Source organism: Diplocloster modestus (assembly GCF_019042245.1).
Classification (GTDB): Bacteria; Bacillota; Clostridia; order Lachnospirales; family Lachnospiraceae; genus Diplocloster; species Diplocloster modestus.
Map to the genome: position 1 here is coordinate 51,946 of NZ_JAHQCX010000018.1, position 15,983 is coordinate 67,928.

General features: G+C 49.5%; 10 protein-coding genes. 3 read left to right on the forward strand and 7 right to left on the reverse strand.

Annotated elements, in window-relative coordinates; all coding sequences use genetic code 11:
• The first annotated feature begins 128 nt into the window (after positions 1-128).
• The gene (locus KTH90_RS20230; protein WP_158351294.1) at positions 129-1,715 is read left to right on the forward strand and encodes a PucR family transcriptional regulator; all 1,587 of its coding nucleotides are present in this window, start codon (positions 129-131) and stop codon (positions 1,713-1,715) included.
• Positions 1,716-1,846: 131 nt separating this feature from the next.
• Complete coding sequence (locus KTH90_RS20235; protein ID WP_158351295.1) at positions 1,847-3,853, forward strand: oxidoreductase; 2,007 nt, start codon at positions 1,847-1,849, stop codon at positions 3,851-3,853.
• Positions 3,854-3,936: 83 nt separating this feature from the next.
• Here KTH90_RS20235 and KTH90_RS20240 read toward each other — a convergent pair whose 3' ends face one another.
• On the reverse strand, positions 3,937-4,530 hold the full coding sequence (locus KTH90_RS20240; protein WP_238727372.1) for a nucleoside recognition domain-containing protein: 594 nt from the start codon (positions 4,528-4,530) through the stop codon (positions 3,937-3,939).
• Between the two features lie 128 nt (positions 4,531-4,658).
• Here KTH90_RS20240 and KTH90_RS20245 point away from each other — a divergent pair, with 128 nt between their 5' ends.
• Positions 4,659-4,925 (forward strand): AbrB/MazE/SpoVT family DNA-binding domain-containing protein, encoded by a 267-nt coding sequence (locus tag KTH90_RS20245; protein ID WP_158351297.1) that lies wholly within the window; start codon positions 4,659-4,661, stop codon positions 4,923-4,925.
• 169 nt (positions 4,926-5,094) lie between these two features.
• Here KTH90_RS20245 and KTH90_RS20250 read toward each other — a convergent pair whose 3' ends face one another.
• From KTH90_RS20250 to KTH90_RS20275, 6 genes are all read right to left on the reverse strand, one after another.
• The gene (locus KTH90_RS20250; RefSeq protein ID WP_158351298.1) at positions 5,095-8,337 is read right to left on the reverse strand and encodes a lamin tail domain-containing protein; all 3,243 of its coding nucleotides are present in this window, start codon (positions 8,335-8,337) and stop codon (positions 5,095-5,097) included.
• Positions 8,338-8,504: 167 nt separating this feature from the next.
• Positions 8,505-9,776 (reverse strand): amidohydrolase family protein, encoded by a 1,272-nt coding sequence (locus KTH90_RS20255; RefSeq protein ID WP_158351299.1) that lies wholly within the window; start codon positions 9,774-9,776, stop codon positions 8,505-8,507.
• 26 nt (positions 9,777-9,802) lie between these two features.
• Positions 9,803-11,305 (reverse strand): sugar ABC transporter ATP-binding protein, encoded by a 1,503-nt coding sequence (locus KTH90_RS20260; RefSeq protein WP_158351300.1) that lies wholly within the window; start codon positions 11,303-11,305, stop codon positions 9,803-9,805.
• A 66-nt stretch (positions 11,306-11,371) separates the two neighbouring features.
• Entirely contained in the window at positions 11,372-12,478 is a 1,107-nt protein-coding gene (locus tag KTH90_RS20265; RefSeq protein ID WP_158351301.1) for a sugar ABC transporter substrate-binding protein, read from the reverse strand.
• A gap of 12 nt (positions 12,479-12,490) precedes the next feature.
• Positions 12,491-13,519 (reverse strand): ABC transporter permease, encoded by a 1,029-nt coding sequence (locus KTH90_RS20270; RefSeq protein WP_238727373.1) that lies wholly within the window; start codon positions 13,517-13,519, stop codon positions 12,491-12,493.
• Positions 13,520-13,692: 173 nt separating this feature from the next.
• On the reverse strand, positions 13,693-15,981 hold the full coding sequence (locus KTH90_RS20275) for an extracellular solute-binding protein (protein WP_158351303.1): 2,289 nt from the start codon (positions 15,979-15,981) through the stop codon (positions 13,693-13,695).
• Between the last annotated feature and the right edge of the window lie 2 nt (positions 15,982-15,983).

Below are 15,983 nucleotides of genomic sequence, written 5' to 3' on the forward strand. Positions count from 1 at the left end.
GCGGGCTTTAACGGTTGCCTACGGCACAAACATAAGAAGGACATTGAAATATCCGTCAGGAACGGATAAAATAGGAATAACACAAAAACAAAGAAAAAATTCTATCTTATGGCCCAGGGAGCTAACGAATGCTGAACATCTTTTTATTTATGGAAGAAAAACAGATCCCTTATCGGTTGATTACCGGCGATCCAGCCTCATTTTCGGACATTACAGGGGTAATGTCCGCCGCCTCTCCCCTGTCACCGGCGCTGGGAGAAAATTATGTATACCTGGCCGCCCCCGGAGAATCCCCATTGTCCGGTTCTCTACCGGTACAGTCTGGTGTAATTATCTATCCGGCAGAGGCCTGCCCTTCTTTGGACAGCAGCCATAACCCAGAATGGACCTGCTGCCAGATCCAGCTTCTGGATTCTTCTTACACGGTACAAATCCTGGAAACCCTGCTGCTTCAGGAGTTCCACAGGCTATCCGTCCGCCAGGAAGAGCTTCTTCGTTCTGAATATATCGATCTGGTTTCCATGGTTTCCAGAGGCGCTTCTTTACATGAACTGGAGCAGTTCGGGCGCCGACTGTTACAGAATCCACTGATGATCACGGACGAGTCCTTTATGCTTTTAGCCTACACCCAAAACCAGGAAGTGGACGATCCCATCTGGAATGAAATCGTAAATACCAGCTACAGCCCCATGAAATTAGTGAACCAGACAGATGTCAATGCATTCTGGGACCGTTTGGAGAACTCCTCCATTCCTCTATTCGTTGATGATGAGGCATTCAGAGGCTGCAATAAGCGGGTTGTGGCCCGTATTAAGATCGGTTCAAAGACGAAGGGCTATATTGCTCTTCTGGAAATAGAAAAAAAAATCACCTCCCTGGACCTGTACGTTCTGCAGATGTTAGCGGAGGTGTGCGCAGTTAAAATCAGCGAGAGCAATACCATCTCTGCCGCAGTCGGTCAGATGAAAAGTGAATTTACCAAAGATCTGCTTCTGGGTAATATGCAGTCGGAAGCTATGATACACAACCGGGCTGAGTCCATGCATTTACAGTTCCGGCAGCAGAACGCCGTGGCAGGTGTATGCGGCGAAGATAACCGAATTTATATCGGCCGCTATCTGGATGATCTGCGCCAGTTCTTCCTGCGTACCGCGGATCTGTGTATCTACACCTTTGACGGAACCACCGGTTACTTCATCTTAAGTTTCCGCAGTCAGAAAGCTTATCAGAACCTTTTAAGTGATGCAATGGATCATTATATGGAAACCCATCAAATGTTGTGCGCGTTGAGCCATCCCGTGGAAGGATTGTCGGCTCTGGCCCTGGCCTTTCAGGAAGCCCGCCGTTTATGCGGCCTTTTTCCCCATCTGCGCCGAATCACCCCGCGTCACCTGTATCCTTATGAAAGATATATGCCGAATCTGCTGCTGGAGCATGCTTATAACAGGGATGACCGCCAGTTATACCGCTGCCAATCATTCGAAATACTCCTGGAAACGGACCTTCATGAAAAAAGTTCTTATATCGATACGCTCCGCTGTTATTTCCGGCACAATCAGAATGTGGGTGAAACCGCTAACTCTCTGTATGTCCACCGTAACACCATTAATTACCGTCTGAATAAGATACGGGAGCTTCTTGAAGAGGATTTTGATGATTCCCAAGTTCGTCTGAATCTGCAATTATCCATAATATCCTATGATATGAAGCTTTAGCGACCTCGAATTGTTCAAACGCACAATTTGAGGCTGTTTATTTTTCTCTCTCATCAATGAAAATCCCCCGGTTGTTTGTTAAACTATTATCAAATCAGTAAAAATCAAACCTATTTATAAGGAGGATTCTCATGAACTACAACAAACTGTTAGAACCCGGTAAGATAGGCACAATGGAGTTGAAAAACCGCATGGTCATGCCTGGTATGGGTACGAATCTGGCCGCTGCGGATGGAACAGTGTCCGACGTCATCGTCAACTACTATGCCAGACGGGCCAATGGCGGCATGGGCTTAATTATCACGGAGGTATGCTGTCCTGATCCCTCGGGCCGAGTGATTCCCGGAGAAATTGAAGCCACGAAGAACAGCTTCATGCCCGGATTAAGCCGGATTCCTCACGCTGTACACTCCGGCGGGGCCAAGGTCTGTCTGCAGCTGGCTCACGGTGGTTGCTTTGCCGGTGAGGGTGTTACCGGCCAGCGGCCCCTCACTCCCTCCGGCGTAGGGACCATGCAGCTTCCCGGGGAGAACCCCAAGGAGATGACCATCGATGAAATCCACGAACTGATCGAAAAATACGGCCAGGCAGCCGGAAGGGCCAAAGATTGCGGATTCGACGCCGTCGAACTGCACGGAGCACATGGTTACATGCCGTTACAGTTCCTGTCGGCCTATACCAATCATAGAACTGATGAATATGGCGGATCCCTGGAAAACCGCGCCCGTTTTGCACTGGAAACCATACATAAGATCAAAGAATACACCGGTTCTGACTTTCCATTGATCTACCGTCTGTCGGCAGATGAGGATGTGCCGAACGGGATTTCCTTGCAGGAAGCCTGTTCATTTGCCAGAATGGCACAAGAAGCCGGTGCCGACGCCATTCACGTATCTGCCGGGACCTGGGATTCCAGGCTTCACAACTATAACGATGTGATGGCTGGGAAAAAATCCCCGGAGGGCCTGAATTTAAGCCGCGGTGTTGCCACCTCCATGTGGGTTCCGCCCAACTATACCCCCAGAGCCAGTCTCGCAGATCTGGCCGCCGAAGTGAAGAAGCAGGTATCTGTCCCGGTCATTGCAGTGTGCAGCATCACACCTGAAAAGGGCGAGGAAATACTGGAAAACAGTGGCGCGGATTTTATTGCTTTCGGACGGCAGACCATAGCTGATCCTGATTATGCCAATAAGATCAAAGAGGGAAAAGCCGATACCATACGGCGCTGTCTGCGCTGCAACGAATGTCTGGGCGAAGTCATGCGCAACTGCGGAATTTCCTGTGCGGTAAACGCCGAGGCCGGAAAAGAATTCGAAGGTTTTACGCAGGTTATACCCGCTATAAACGAGAAAAACGTAGCGGTTATCGGCGGCGGCCCTGCCGGTATGCAGGCTGCCCTTACCGCTGTGGAACGGGGCCACAAGGTAACCCTGTTCGAAAGGAACCGTGAACTGGGCGGACAGCTCTATTATGTTTCTATTCCGGACTTCAAGATCGATTACCGGGATTATACCAGGTATCTGACTCAGGCCGTCCTGTCCTGTGGTGCGGATATCCGGTTGAATGTGGAAGTGACACCGGAAATGATCCTGGAAGGCGGCTACGACGTAGTGATCGCCGCCAACGGCGCAGATACTTTCAGGCCCGGGATCCCCGGAGCACAGGACAGCACCATTCTGGACCCGCTGAAAGTCCTGGATCAGAAGGAAAGTACCGGTAATTCCGTGATCGTCTGCGGCGCCGGGCTGGTCGGCTGCGAAGTGGCCATGGTGTTGGCCGAAGAGGGCAAAAAGGTGACGATGATCGATTTGCTGCCTGCCGCAGCACCGGAACTGGCGGTATATACGAAATGGGTATTGGACGCGAAGCTTGCCGAGCTGGGAGTTCAGTTGAAGATGAACCATAGAATCGTAGAGATGACCGGTGCCAAAGTGGTCTGCCAGACCGGCGGAAAAGAAGTGTCTTATGAAGCCGATTCTGTCGTATGTGCGTTGGGTTTGAAATCCAGAAAATCACTGGTGGACGATCTGCGCGCCAAATGTAACGGTGTGGAAATTATACCGGTAGGGGATGTTAACAAACCCAGAAAAATTATGCAGGCCGTACATGAAGGATTCCATGCGGCCAGAAGAATCTGATTTTCAATCAAATGGGCATGTCAGTTTCCCGGGAACCTGACATGCCCATTCCAGCTATGTACCATCCCTGGTTCTTCTTCGCGTCAGATATGGCCCGGTTTCCCTTTTTTTCTCCCCATGATCTTAGCGAAGGCTACCCCAACGATGGTAGAAATCAGGGTAGCCACAATGGCCGGCGCCACAATGGACGTGGGATTCACCGATCCATACTGACTCCGGTACGCGATGATATTTACCGGGATCAATTGCAGGGATGAGATGTTAACAATCAAAAAGGTACACATATCAACGCTTGCCACCTTGCTGTCCCCGTTTAACTCCTTTAGAGACTTCATGGCTTTAAGGCCGGCCGGCGTGGCCGCCCAGCCCAGTCCCAGGAAATTCGCTATAATATTCGTAGTAATATGCTCCCTGGCTTCATGGTCTTTGGGAACGTCCGGAAACAGAAATCCGATCAGCGGCTGGATTTTTTTCGTCGCGGCCTGGATCAGGCCCGAATCTTTGGCGATCTCCATTAGTCCCACCCACATCGACATAATTCCTACCATGGTAATACATAACGTGACGGCCTCCTGGGCAGAATCCAGCGCCGCGTTGGAAACCTCCGGCATCTTGCCGTTAATCGCGCCGTAAACGACACCGATCACAATCATAAATCCCCATAAATAATTCAGCATAGAGACTCCCGCTGCTATTTTTTTACACTATATGAAAATTACATGTCAAATATGTGGTTGCCATATAAAACAAATAAATTTATAATAAAAATATAGGGATCTAACACTAAATATAGGGAGGTGCGTTTATGAAAGATACTGGTGTTGTCCGTCGCCTGGATGAGCTAGGCCGTATAACCTTACCTATGGAGCTGCGCAAAACACTGCATCTACAGGAACGTGATGCTTTACAAATCTTCGTGCAGGAGGATAAAATTATCCTGCAGCGCTATGAACCCTGCGATATTTTTACAGGTGAGTCGGAAGATTTGGTTGACTACAAAGGAAAGAAAGTATCAAAAAATTCTATCCGTAAATTGGCACAACTGGCAGGCTTGAAAATTGAAGAGGGATGAGCGTACCAAATCCGTAATGCTCTAACCTCTGCTCACAACGAAATATATTATACTTAAGAACAGCCGAAGATTGGAATCTCCGGCTGTCCTGTATTTATTACATCTTATTCCTTGGCACCTACATGCGGCTCATAAGGAACTGGTATTCCGTTTTTTCTATCCTGCTATCCTATTCCTTCCTCTTTTTTCCTGAAAACCTCAAAAATGCTAATGTTATACTGCCCGCTCCTATTGCCAATAGGAAAAGCCATACGATAGGCGTATGATCTCCAGTGTCAGGCGCTGACGCTTTTTCCGTGGAATTGTTCTTTGTATCCGTATGATTGTCATTATTCGTATTACTGTCTGTGCCGGTATTCTTGTCCGTATCCGTATTGCTATCTGCGCCGGTGTTATCGTCCGCATCGGGAGTTGTTCCGGTATTATTATCGCCATCCGGCTTACTGCCGTCAGAAGCCTTTGATAAGGTCAATGATGTGGCCGCTGCCCCGTCAATAAAATTAATTACAACCGTATGGGTCCCTACGGACAGGGCGGACAAATACCCTGATGTGAATGTAACAATTGTTGAGCCTTCGGTAACTTTATAATTTGTACCATCCACCGTATTGCCGTCTACGGCTACGCTTACAAACTTGTGTATATCTGCGTTTACTCTAATGGATACGGCCCCGCCCGCATTCTGAACTATTGTCTGATCCGCGCCCTCAAGAATCGGGTATGCCACCGGTACCTCCGTGTCCTTGTAATCACATGCGATAGAACCGATGGTTAACGCTCCAGACTTCACCCCATCATGGAACCGATACACCGGTCTTTGGCCGTCTCTGGTAAATCTTGCTTCCGCAATTGCAAATCCCTCGTTATTACTTGTTACATCTACACCGCCGGCAGGCATTACATGAACGACATCCGGGTCCGCCTCACCTGTGAATGTTACTACAGCCGCGCGGTTGCCGAATCCATTATCCGCTGCCACCCACAATACCTTTTCATAAGTATCATAATCCAGTGCCATCGCGCCGCCCAGCTTACTGTCGATATCCGCGATCTGCACAAAACTTCCATCCTCATTTAACACATACGCATATACATGGCCATTATCCTCTAAGGCTACGAAGAATACACCGTCTGCAGCAGCGTCCGGATAGTTATCTGCATCGTATCCGGCATTCGTGTTCTGATCATAGAGCTTGCCTGCGACGTCTTCCTTAGAAACCCACTCTACCGCTTCGATTCCGGTATTAGCCGCCACCTGGGGCAGGGACGCTGTCAAATCCCACTCCTGTAACGCAACTACATCTGTTCCTTCTTCCTTCGGATTCACTTTCAGAATTACATTGTAGTTCACACCTTTCGCGGAATTGTCACGTTCTGAAGCAATATATACAAATCCTTCCGCATCCACGCTGATTCCTTCCGCGTCCGGCCCGGCAGCAGAAGCATGATCTGCGTCTTTCTGGAAACGGACCCGTTTCCCGTTCTCAAAGCCTTTGGCAAAAGTGAATGTTCCATCCTGTGCTGCATCCAATATCCAGAATTTTCCTGTCCCGTTGTCCACCGCATATAACTGGCCGTTATAAAAATCTAATCCCGAAGAATCCTCCAAAAAAGTTGGTTCCGTATCAAAGACAGCCACCTCTTCCCTGCCCGGCCATGCCATGACTTCAGGAATCCCGTCGAATATATTGGCTGCGCCCGGTGTTGCTTCTTTCGTATTTCTATACTCCTTGCCGTACACATCCGGATATAAGCCCCAGGTGGGGTTCGTCTGATCAACCCAGGTTGTACTTGCGATGAGCAGATCATTTTCATACAGGCGCACCTTATCATTTTTCCCAAGGCCAAACCCAAAATCATGCTCCGTAAATACGATAAATCCATAGGCTGGAATCTTTGTGCCTGCAGGTATGGCATATTCGTGCGTATCATCGTCATCCTTGATCACGATTCCTGATATATCCAGCTCGGTTCCCGTATTGTTGGCAAGTTCTATCCAATCCGGCCCGCCTTGCGGGTCCTTGGACTGTACCTCATTCAAAACTACCGGATTTTTTATGATATTTGCCTCCCCTTTTGTAGACACCGGAAAATCCACAAATTCTCCGGTTCCGTCAGGGATACGCGCGAAAACTCCGTTTGCGTGATCCTCCCAGGCAAATTCCGCTATCATAACACGGTCTTTGTTATAAATCGTCACCTGGTCCGCTTTTCCCAGGCCGAACGTAAAATGTTCCATTTGATCGAATACATAAAACTCTCCCGGATTGAGAACCGTCCCTTCTGCCACAGGGGTCACGTCCGCCGCATGTCCCACCGGATCGTTGTCCAGCAGATACCAGCCGCTCAAATCAACAGGCGTCGATCCTGCATTGTAAATTTCTGCCCAGTCTGTGGCATCCCCGTTTGACTCCACTTCATTGATCACGATCAGCGGCGTATAAAAGCCATTGCTCTCCCCCGGCGTTTCCGGCATTAGGGCAAAGGACCCTGCCCCATCCGGATACCGCCCAAAAGAAGCTGCCGACTGATCTCCCTCATAACTTGCATGCTCCGTCCATGCGTATTCATCCAGAAGTGCCCCATCCGTGTCATACAGCCGGATAGAGTCCCCGGACCCTATCCCGATCGCCTCCTGAAATTCCCCATTCTCATATGTATCTGTCTGGTCCTGATATACCTGCCCGGCCGTATTTGCATTCACCAGCAGTAATTCACCCGGATTCAGGCTCGTCCCGTCCGGAAATCTCCAACGGTGATCATCCGAATTATCCCGGATTTCATAACCCGAAATGTCGATTGCGCCTGTACCGATATTTGTAAATTCAACCCAGTCATCCGGCGCGGAATTGATCTCGTTGATCACCATCTTACCGTACTGGGGATCTGGCTCCTGATCATTGCCGCCGGTAATGTTTAACTCCCCTTTTGTCGCATCCTGATCCAGGAATCCGCCTGTGCCGTCCGGAACGCGGGAACAGGTCCCGGCCGCGTGCCCGGTCCACTCATAGGAATCCAGAACCTGGCTGTCCGCATCATACAGTACAACTTTATCATTCTTGCCTAAACCGAAATCAAAATTCAGGCCGTCCTCCAGAATCAGAAGCGCCCCCGCTTCCAGCACAGTGCCCTCGGCTATACGCCATGCGCTGCCATCTGTCAGGCGTTCCAGCTCCTTATCGTCTGATATAAACCAACCGCTGATATTTACCTCTTTTTCACCCGTATTGATGATCTCGACCCAGTCATTTCCACCATTCGCGTCGTCTGATTCAATCTCATTGATAAAAACGGTATTTTCTGTTTCCGCTGCGTTTACCACCTGCGCATATTGCATTGGTGATGACAAGAAAAAGATCATTTCCATTATGCCGAGCGCGCGAATCCATGTACTCCTCATACTTCTTTTCATAATATGCCCTTTCTTTTCTCCTGGTTATTCCTGAATTTTCAAGTCTCAATAGAAATAGCATATTAATTTCAAGTACAGATCAAACATACGTAAAATAAACGTAAAATACCCGCTGCCTAAACAAAACGGGCTGAAAACATGGTTGGTTTTCAGCCTTTACTTTATATTTAGAGCGTGAGGCGATACAAATGTTTCGGGTTCTCATACAGCCACATTTCCGCGATCTCCAGGGCGTTTGTCTCATTAATATAGTGCTTCTCTATCATCTCCGACAGACCTTCCGCCAGGATCTGACGGGTCTGGCATAGTACCGCGCCAACCGGTTCTCCCGCGCAGTGCCGGTCCCCGCCGAAGAATGATGTGTGCCCGATCGGCACATTATCCAGAACCTTATTCATGTATTGCTTCGTGTATTCCCGGTCCACGGAAGTGATCCAGGTGCAGTTTCCGTACGCATTGGGGCAGCTTTTCAGAATCGTCATGTAGCTTTCCAGCACCGGATAGTTCAGATGAAGCAGATCAAAATTCACCTCCGGCACGCTGTTCATAATCTTCATATAGTCCTGAAAATGCAGTGCGCTCTCCGCCGAGGTTATGGTGCAGCCTGTATGTACAGCCACCGGCATGCGGTATTCAGAAAGGATTTCATAGACTTTAAACATCATGTAGTCCATCAGGCCGGTACCTGTATCTTTCCCACTGAGGTTTTCCCCTCTTAAGATACGCTCCAGATCCTGTCCGGCTCTCGCCTCATTCGGAAGCTCCAGCTGAAAGGGTCTGAAATACAGATACAATTCTTTAAATCCCACAATGCCCAGTCCGGCGAAAGTACGAATCACTTTTTCCACCGCCCGCTCCCAGTCCTGTAAGGACAGGATCTCCATATCTGCCAGCCGTCCGATCAGATTCAACTGTTCTTTACCTGTCACACAATGAAAATCTGTAATATTTAAAACACGGTAAATCTTCGGATCCGGTTCCATTCCCGGCTTCATATAACCCTTCAGACCCGCCAGCCCCCCGAACATCGGATGTCCGATGGAATTACAGATGTAAGCCCGTATCTGTGGATTCATCGCCGCGACCGACTCCGCATTGCGATGTGCATACCAGCTTTGAAATGCTTTAAAATTTTCTTCTTCAAGCGGAATCCCGGCCCGTCTCGCCATTTCCTCCATCAGGAAACCGCACTGAGTGAATTTTAATGGGGCCCGGATCTCAAGCAATGCCTGGAACTGCCTGTATTCGTCCTCCTCGGGATCTTCCAGTATATCGATCCATTCTTTGGGTAAATATCCGGAAAAGGTATTCGCGTAACAACTAAAATACAAGAAGCGGGGCATATTATAACCGAACGTATCCGAATACCGGTCAAAATGTTCGTGGGTGTCCACCACGGGCATCTCTTCAATTTTTTCCAAAAGTTTTTTACAATCCATGGTATCTGTTCCTCTGTTTTAAGCTGTCACGCCAGGAATTCTCCAATCTTTTCACTCACATCGGCGTAGCTCCATTCTCTTTCATTCAGATTATTTATTTCTCCCACAATCTTCTGTTCATTGAACACCAGAATCCTTCTGGACAGACTGATCAGTTCCGGCATATCCGAGGAAATCAGGATAATGGATTTGTGTTCTTTATCCGCCAGATCCCAGATGAGATCGTGAATATATTCTTTTGCCCCGATATCCACACCTACGGTGGGCTCATCTATGATCAGGATATCACACTGGGCCGCCAGCCATTTTCCAATACTGATCTTCTGCTGGTTTCCGCCTGACAAGGAACTGACTTTTGTCTTTTCATCGGGCGTCTTTACCTCCATCTTACGGATCATGTCACAGATCGTACGCTGTTCTTCTTTTGTATTAATCCGGCGGAACCGGTTGGCCAGCCGCTTCCAGATCCCGATGGTCAGATTAAAGCCCACGGTATTGTAAAGGATCAGACCCTCTTCCTTCCGGTTCTCCGTGACGTAACCGATCCGGTATTTGTCCAGCGCATCCTGCAGCGAATGGATTTCCGCCTTTTTACCATTGACGCGGACCTCTCCCTCGTCCATCTTATCGACGCCGATCAGCAGGCGGACGAATTCTGTCCTTCCCGACCCCACCAGGCCGCTTAATCCCAGAATCTCCCCTTTCTTCAGATACATGTTCAGATGGTCGAACTGCCCGTACACCGTAACATCCTTCGCTTCCAGTACCTTTTCGTCTCTCACGTCCAGAAATCCCTTATGGGCGATATCTTCATTCCTTCCGATCATCATCCGGACGATATCAGAACGGCTGACGCTGTCACAGTCTTTCGTACCGACAAACTTTCCGTCCCGCAGCACCGATACTTTATCGCAGGACTTAAGTACCTCCTCGATCTTGTGGGATATAAAGATGACCCCAACCTGATCCTGCTTCAGTTTCCGGACGATATCCAGCAGCGTCTGTGCCTCATATCCGGTCAGGGAAGAGGTAGGTTCATCCAGAAGAATATAGCGCGCGTTGCAGGATAATGCTTTCGCGATCTGGATCAGCTGCTTCTGTGCCGCGGTAAGCCCGCCGATCTTCTGGGCCGGGTCCAGGTTAAGCCCCACCATGTTAAGGTACTGCGCCGCCGTCTCATTTACCTTCTTCCAGTTCACGACTCCGTACCGGCCGAACTTATCCAGCCGGTCCAGTACGATATTTTCCGCGACCGTGGCCTCGGGGATCACCTGGATCTCCTGGCTGACCATGCTGATTTCGTGATCTACCGCATCCCTGTAATTTTTAAAATGAACTTCTGCCCCATTCAGGCACACCTGGCCTTCGTCCGGCTGGTAGATTCCGGTAATGATCTTCATCAGGGTGGATTTACCCGCCCCGTTCTCTCCCATCAGCGCATGGACCACTCCCGGCCGGAAGGTCAGGGAGATCTGATCCAGCGCCCTTACACCGGGGAAACTCTTTCCTATTCCTGTTAATTCCAGCATAGCGATTCCTCCAACCCTTTCTGCTGGTCCGCGGAAAGCGCGCCTCCCACGGACCAATTTTCATAATTAGTTAAAATAGGAATCCAGATCGCTCATGATTTCTTTCGTCTTGGCATCCAGATCCGCGGAAAAATCGGCCGAATTATCTTTTGTCACCAATACAACGCCGGTGTCCACAAAAGTATAATCACTGACGCTCTTTCCCTCCGCCATCTTCTGCAGCAGCGCGCAGGAGATATAACCGTGCCCATAGGGATTCTGCGCTACCGTCGCATCCACGATGCCGTCGTTGATGGCTTTGATCACCGTTTCATCCGTATCAATGCCGATACAGTAGATATGTTTGTCCGTGCCCATCTGCTGGTAGTAATCCGGCAGCGTCAGCGCCATACCCACGGAAGTGGTATTTCCGGTACAGATAATGCCGTCGATATTTCCCGCGTTGGAGGATAGGGCGGTCTCGATCTTCTGCACCGCTTCTTCCTGCGAATTAATGCCTCCTACTTCCTGCACGATCTTAACATCCGGATATTTGGCAGCCACCTCTTCCACTCCCTCTTTTCTGAGGGCGGTGTTGGGATCTTCCAACACTTCCAGAACATTTAAGATATTTCCTTTTTCACCCATCATTTTAATCAGGTTTTCCGCCGCGTCCATGGCCGCCTGCTTCACATCGGTACCGACCGTAAAGGAAGCGGGGGTGGGGAGGTTGGTCGCACAGCCAAAATTCACCACATTGACCCCATGGGCGGTAATCTCTTCATATAGACTGTTAGCTCCCGACGCATCCGCCGGATAGATGCTTAACGCATTGATCCCCTGGGCCACCAGCGCTTCCACGTCCTCATTCTGGGTGGATTGGGCTACCTCGCTGCCCATATATTTGAGTACTTCAATCCCACTGTCTTTGGCAAAGGCTTCCACTCCCGTATACACCTCTTCCATATAAGGGAAACCGCTGAATCCGTACCATGCCATTTTCAAACCGGAGGCATCCCCTTTGGCCGGCTCGCTGCTCCCACCGGCATCCGCTGCCTTATCCGGATCGGCAGCTGGTTTCTGCTCTTGCGCCGACGCCCCGGAGGGTGCGGATGTAACAGGGCTTCCACAGCCGGTCAGACAGGCTGCCGTCATAACAGTTACCAGACCAAGTGCCAATAATTTCTTTTTCATATTCTTATCCTCCTATTTCTCCTGTTGTTGCTTTTTCAGACGATTTTTCCGGTTCCGGGCATTGATGATCGCTTTGATACTCTCTAAAGAGACAGCAAATAGCAGGATCAATCCCAGATAGGTTTCCTCGTAATATACATTTGCATTGATTGCCACCAGCCCGTTCTTTACCATTACCAGCAGAAAGGCCGCAAACAGCATCCCCAGGCCGTTGAAGATACCTCCGGCCAGCGCAGTCCCGCCGATCGCGGTTACCGCAAAAGATATGATCATCCAGTCACTGCCGGTGGAAGGCTGCGCTGAGCCAGCCTTTGATACCCACAGAAGCGCCGCGACCGCGGTGAACACTCCGGACATCACATTGGCCGTCACGATCATGCGATCCGAATTGATTCCCGACATCCGTGCCGCTTCCTGATTGCCGCCCGTCGCCAGCAGCCGCCGGCCCAGCGTCGTATAACGGAACATATAGATCAGGAACGCGATCGTAATCAGGGCGATAATCAACAGCATGGGTATTCCAAATAGTCCGGAGCGGCCGACGAAGTCAAAATTATCCGCGATATCCGTATAAGAATATCCTCTGGATATTCCGCTCACCAAGCCCGCAAAGATAAAGGAAGTGGCCAGCGTGACTACAAATGCGTTCAGCTTAAGCTTCGTTATGATAACTCCATTCAGGAAACCAGCCGCTACTCCGGTAGCCAGCCCGATCAGGATGGCCGGGAAGATTCCGACTCCCATCTCCTGCATTGCATACCCGATAAAGACAACGATCAGGCCGCCCATACTGCCCAGAGACACATTCATTCCGCCGACGACACACACGATTCCCTGAGCCAGCGCGATAAAGACATAGATCGATGCGGTACGGGAAATGTTAAATAGGTTGTACGCCGTAAAAAACCCGTCCGACATGGCGGCAAAACAGATTCCCAAGACGATAACCGCTAGAATCACCGTCACCTCACTGCGCGCGAATACCGCTTTCCATTTTCCTGATCTCTTTTCGCCGGTTACCTGTACACTCTTCTCTTTCACTTCACTTATCCTCCAATTCCAATCCCCACAGTCCATATTTGCATGATAGGCCTATCTTTTGCAATGATCTGTATTACCGTTGTGTTCAACATCAACTTGCACTCATTTTATCCGCAATGCCAATTTGGATCAATAGGTTTTCGATACGATAATTCTAAACGTTTAGAAACAGTTTACATGGGATATCCATACTCCCGGAACAGCTCCTCCATCTCAATCTGCCCCACCCTGAGTGCCTCTTTCACCGACATACCCTGGTTCAGGATATTGCGCATCACGTTACACAGGATCCGCTCCGGACTGCTGCTGCACATAACCCTGGACGTCACGGTTTTCACGGGGCCGCTGCGGGAGTGTGAATACCGGAAGCTGTCCTGTACTACACGCATCCAGGGATACAGTTCCAGGATCTCATTACTGTGATAAGGATACACCAGCGTCGATTGTCCTCCCAGGATCGTCATATAGTAGCTGGTATCTTTCTGGCACAGCCACCTAAAATACTCATGGGCCAGCTCCTTGTTCCGGGAATATCGGCTGAGTCCCATATTCCATCCCACGGTCATCGGCGCCTTACCAGGCAGCATGGTATAGCCCACCTTCCCAATCACGTTTGTGTCGATGCTGCTTCGTATCTCTCCCGCATATTCCGTACAGGTAACCAGCATCGCTGTTTTCCCGCTGCAAAAATCCTCGATGATCTCTTCGATAGAGGTATCAAACGGAGATCTCTGTACATAGTTTAATGTCTCCAAAATAACCTGGAACGCCTTCTCATTTTGAGGGGTATCCATGCACACCCGGTTTTTACTGTTCCACATCTTCCCACCCTCGGCCCAGAGCCGGATCAGCAGTTCCGGAGCCAATTCCCCGTCAGTTTTTCCGCTGACACTGGTTCCATACTCCGTAGGGGAATACGGATTACAGGACCGGGTGAAAAATTCCGCGATTCCGTTAAACTCCGTCCATGTTCTGGGCGCCCGCAATGGAATCTTATATTTATCCTTAAAAGCCTTCATACTCGAAGCCTTCTCAAACAGATCCTGCCGGTAATACATTCCCTGTGTCCCGCCGCTAAGCGGAATCGCCACACACCGGTTCTTATAATAACAGTTATCCATATTTTCCTTCAGAATATGGTTCCGGTTGAAGTCCGGGCCTTCCACCACCTCCGTGATATCCTCCAGATAATGATTATCCGCCAGGTAATCCTTCCAAGGCACATCGAACACAAAAATATCATACTGGGGATCCAGATCCGGCCCGTCCTCCACGATCCTCTGAAACAAATCCATAATATCCCCGATACTGTCATAGATAATATCCACATCATATAGATTGGAAAAACAGCGTGACACCAGCTTAATCGAATTCGTAGACGGGATCTCGTAATGCAGAATCCGCAACGACCGCCGGCCTGAAGATGAGATCCCCCCAGGTTTCTTCCTTCTGGCCCTGGCCGGCAGGTTCAGTTTCGTAAACACAATATCATCCGTAAAAGACAGGTTCTGTTTCTCCAAGGTATATGGCTTCGCAATATTTCCAATCAGCAGACCGGCCACCGATGTTCCCATCGTAAATGCGGTCCTGGAAGAATGTGTTACCCCGGGAAGCCGGTCTGATTTACTCCAGCTCTCCTCCCCCAGCGTCAACACCTGAATATCCTTTCCTGGAGTAATTCCCTGGATATCCAGTGCCTCCCAAATCCCTCTCGTCATCGTAACGGAAGAGCTGATAATCGCATGTGGTATCTTCTTCTGGCACACCAGCATCGCCGCCTTAAAAGCATCCTCTTTCGTCATATTGGTGACCCGCACCCATTCTTTATGATATGGTCGTCCAGCTTCGTTCAGCGCATCCATATATCCCCTCAGGCACGCCTTCTGGGAGGACAGATGATGTGCTCCCGTGATCAGCGCAATATCCTTGTAATCCTTCTGCAGTAAATTTCTGGTAAAATAATATACCGTCCCATAGTTATCAAAGCTCGCAAAATTCACATGGATACCCTCCGGCATCCGGTCCATGAACACGGTAGGAATATTTAATTTCTCTATACGCCCCTTAAAAAAAACAGTGTTTTCCGGCTGGCACGACAAAATCAGCAGACCCGCCACGTTCTTATTAATAAATTCCTCGATCTTCTCCGACTCACTTTTCTTAGATCCGTAAGAAAACGCCACGTTAATAATATAGCCTTCCTGCTGGCTCTGGGACGAAATACCCTTTAATATCTCCGCATAAAATGCATCGTTAATATCCGGCAGCACAACCCCGATTTCCTTAGAGGATCTCAGCTTCAAATTCCTTGCAGCTGAATTCGGAATATATCCCAATTCCTCAATCGCTTCCATCACCCGAAGCTTCGTTTCCACCCGGACATTCTTCGCACCGCTCAGACAGCAGCTAACTGTGGCAATCGATACCCCTGCCCTCTTTGCCACATCCTTTAAAGTAGCCATAC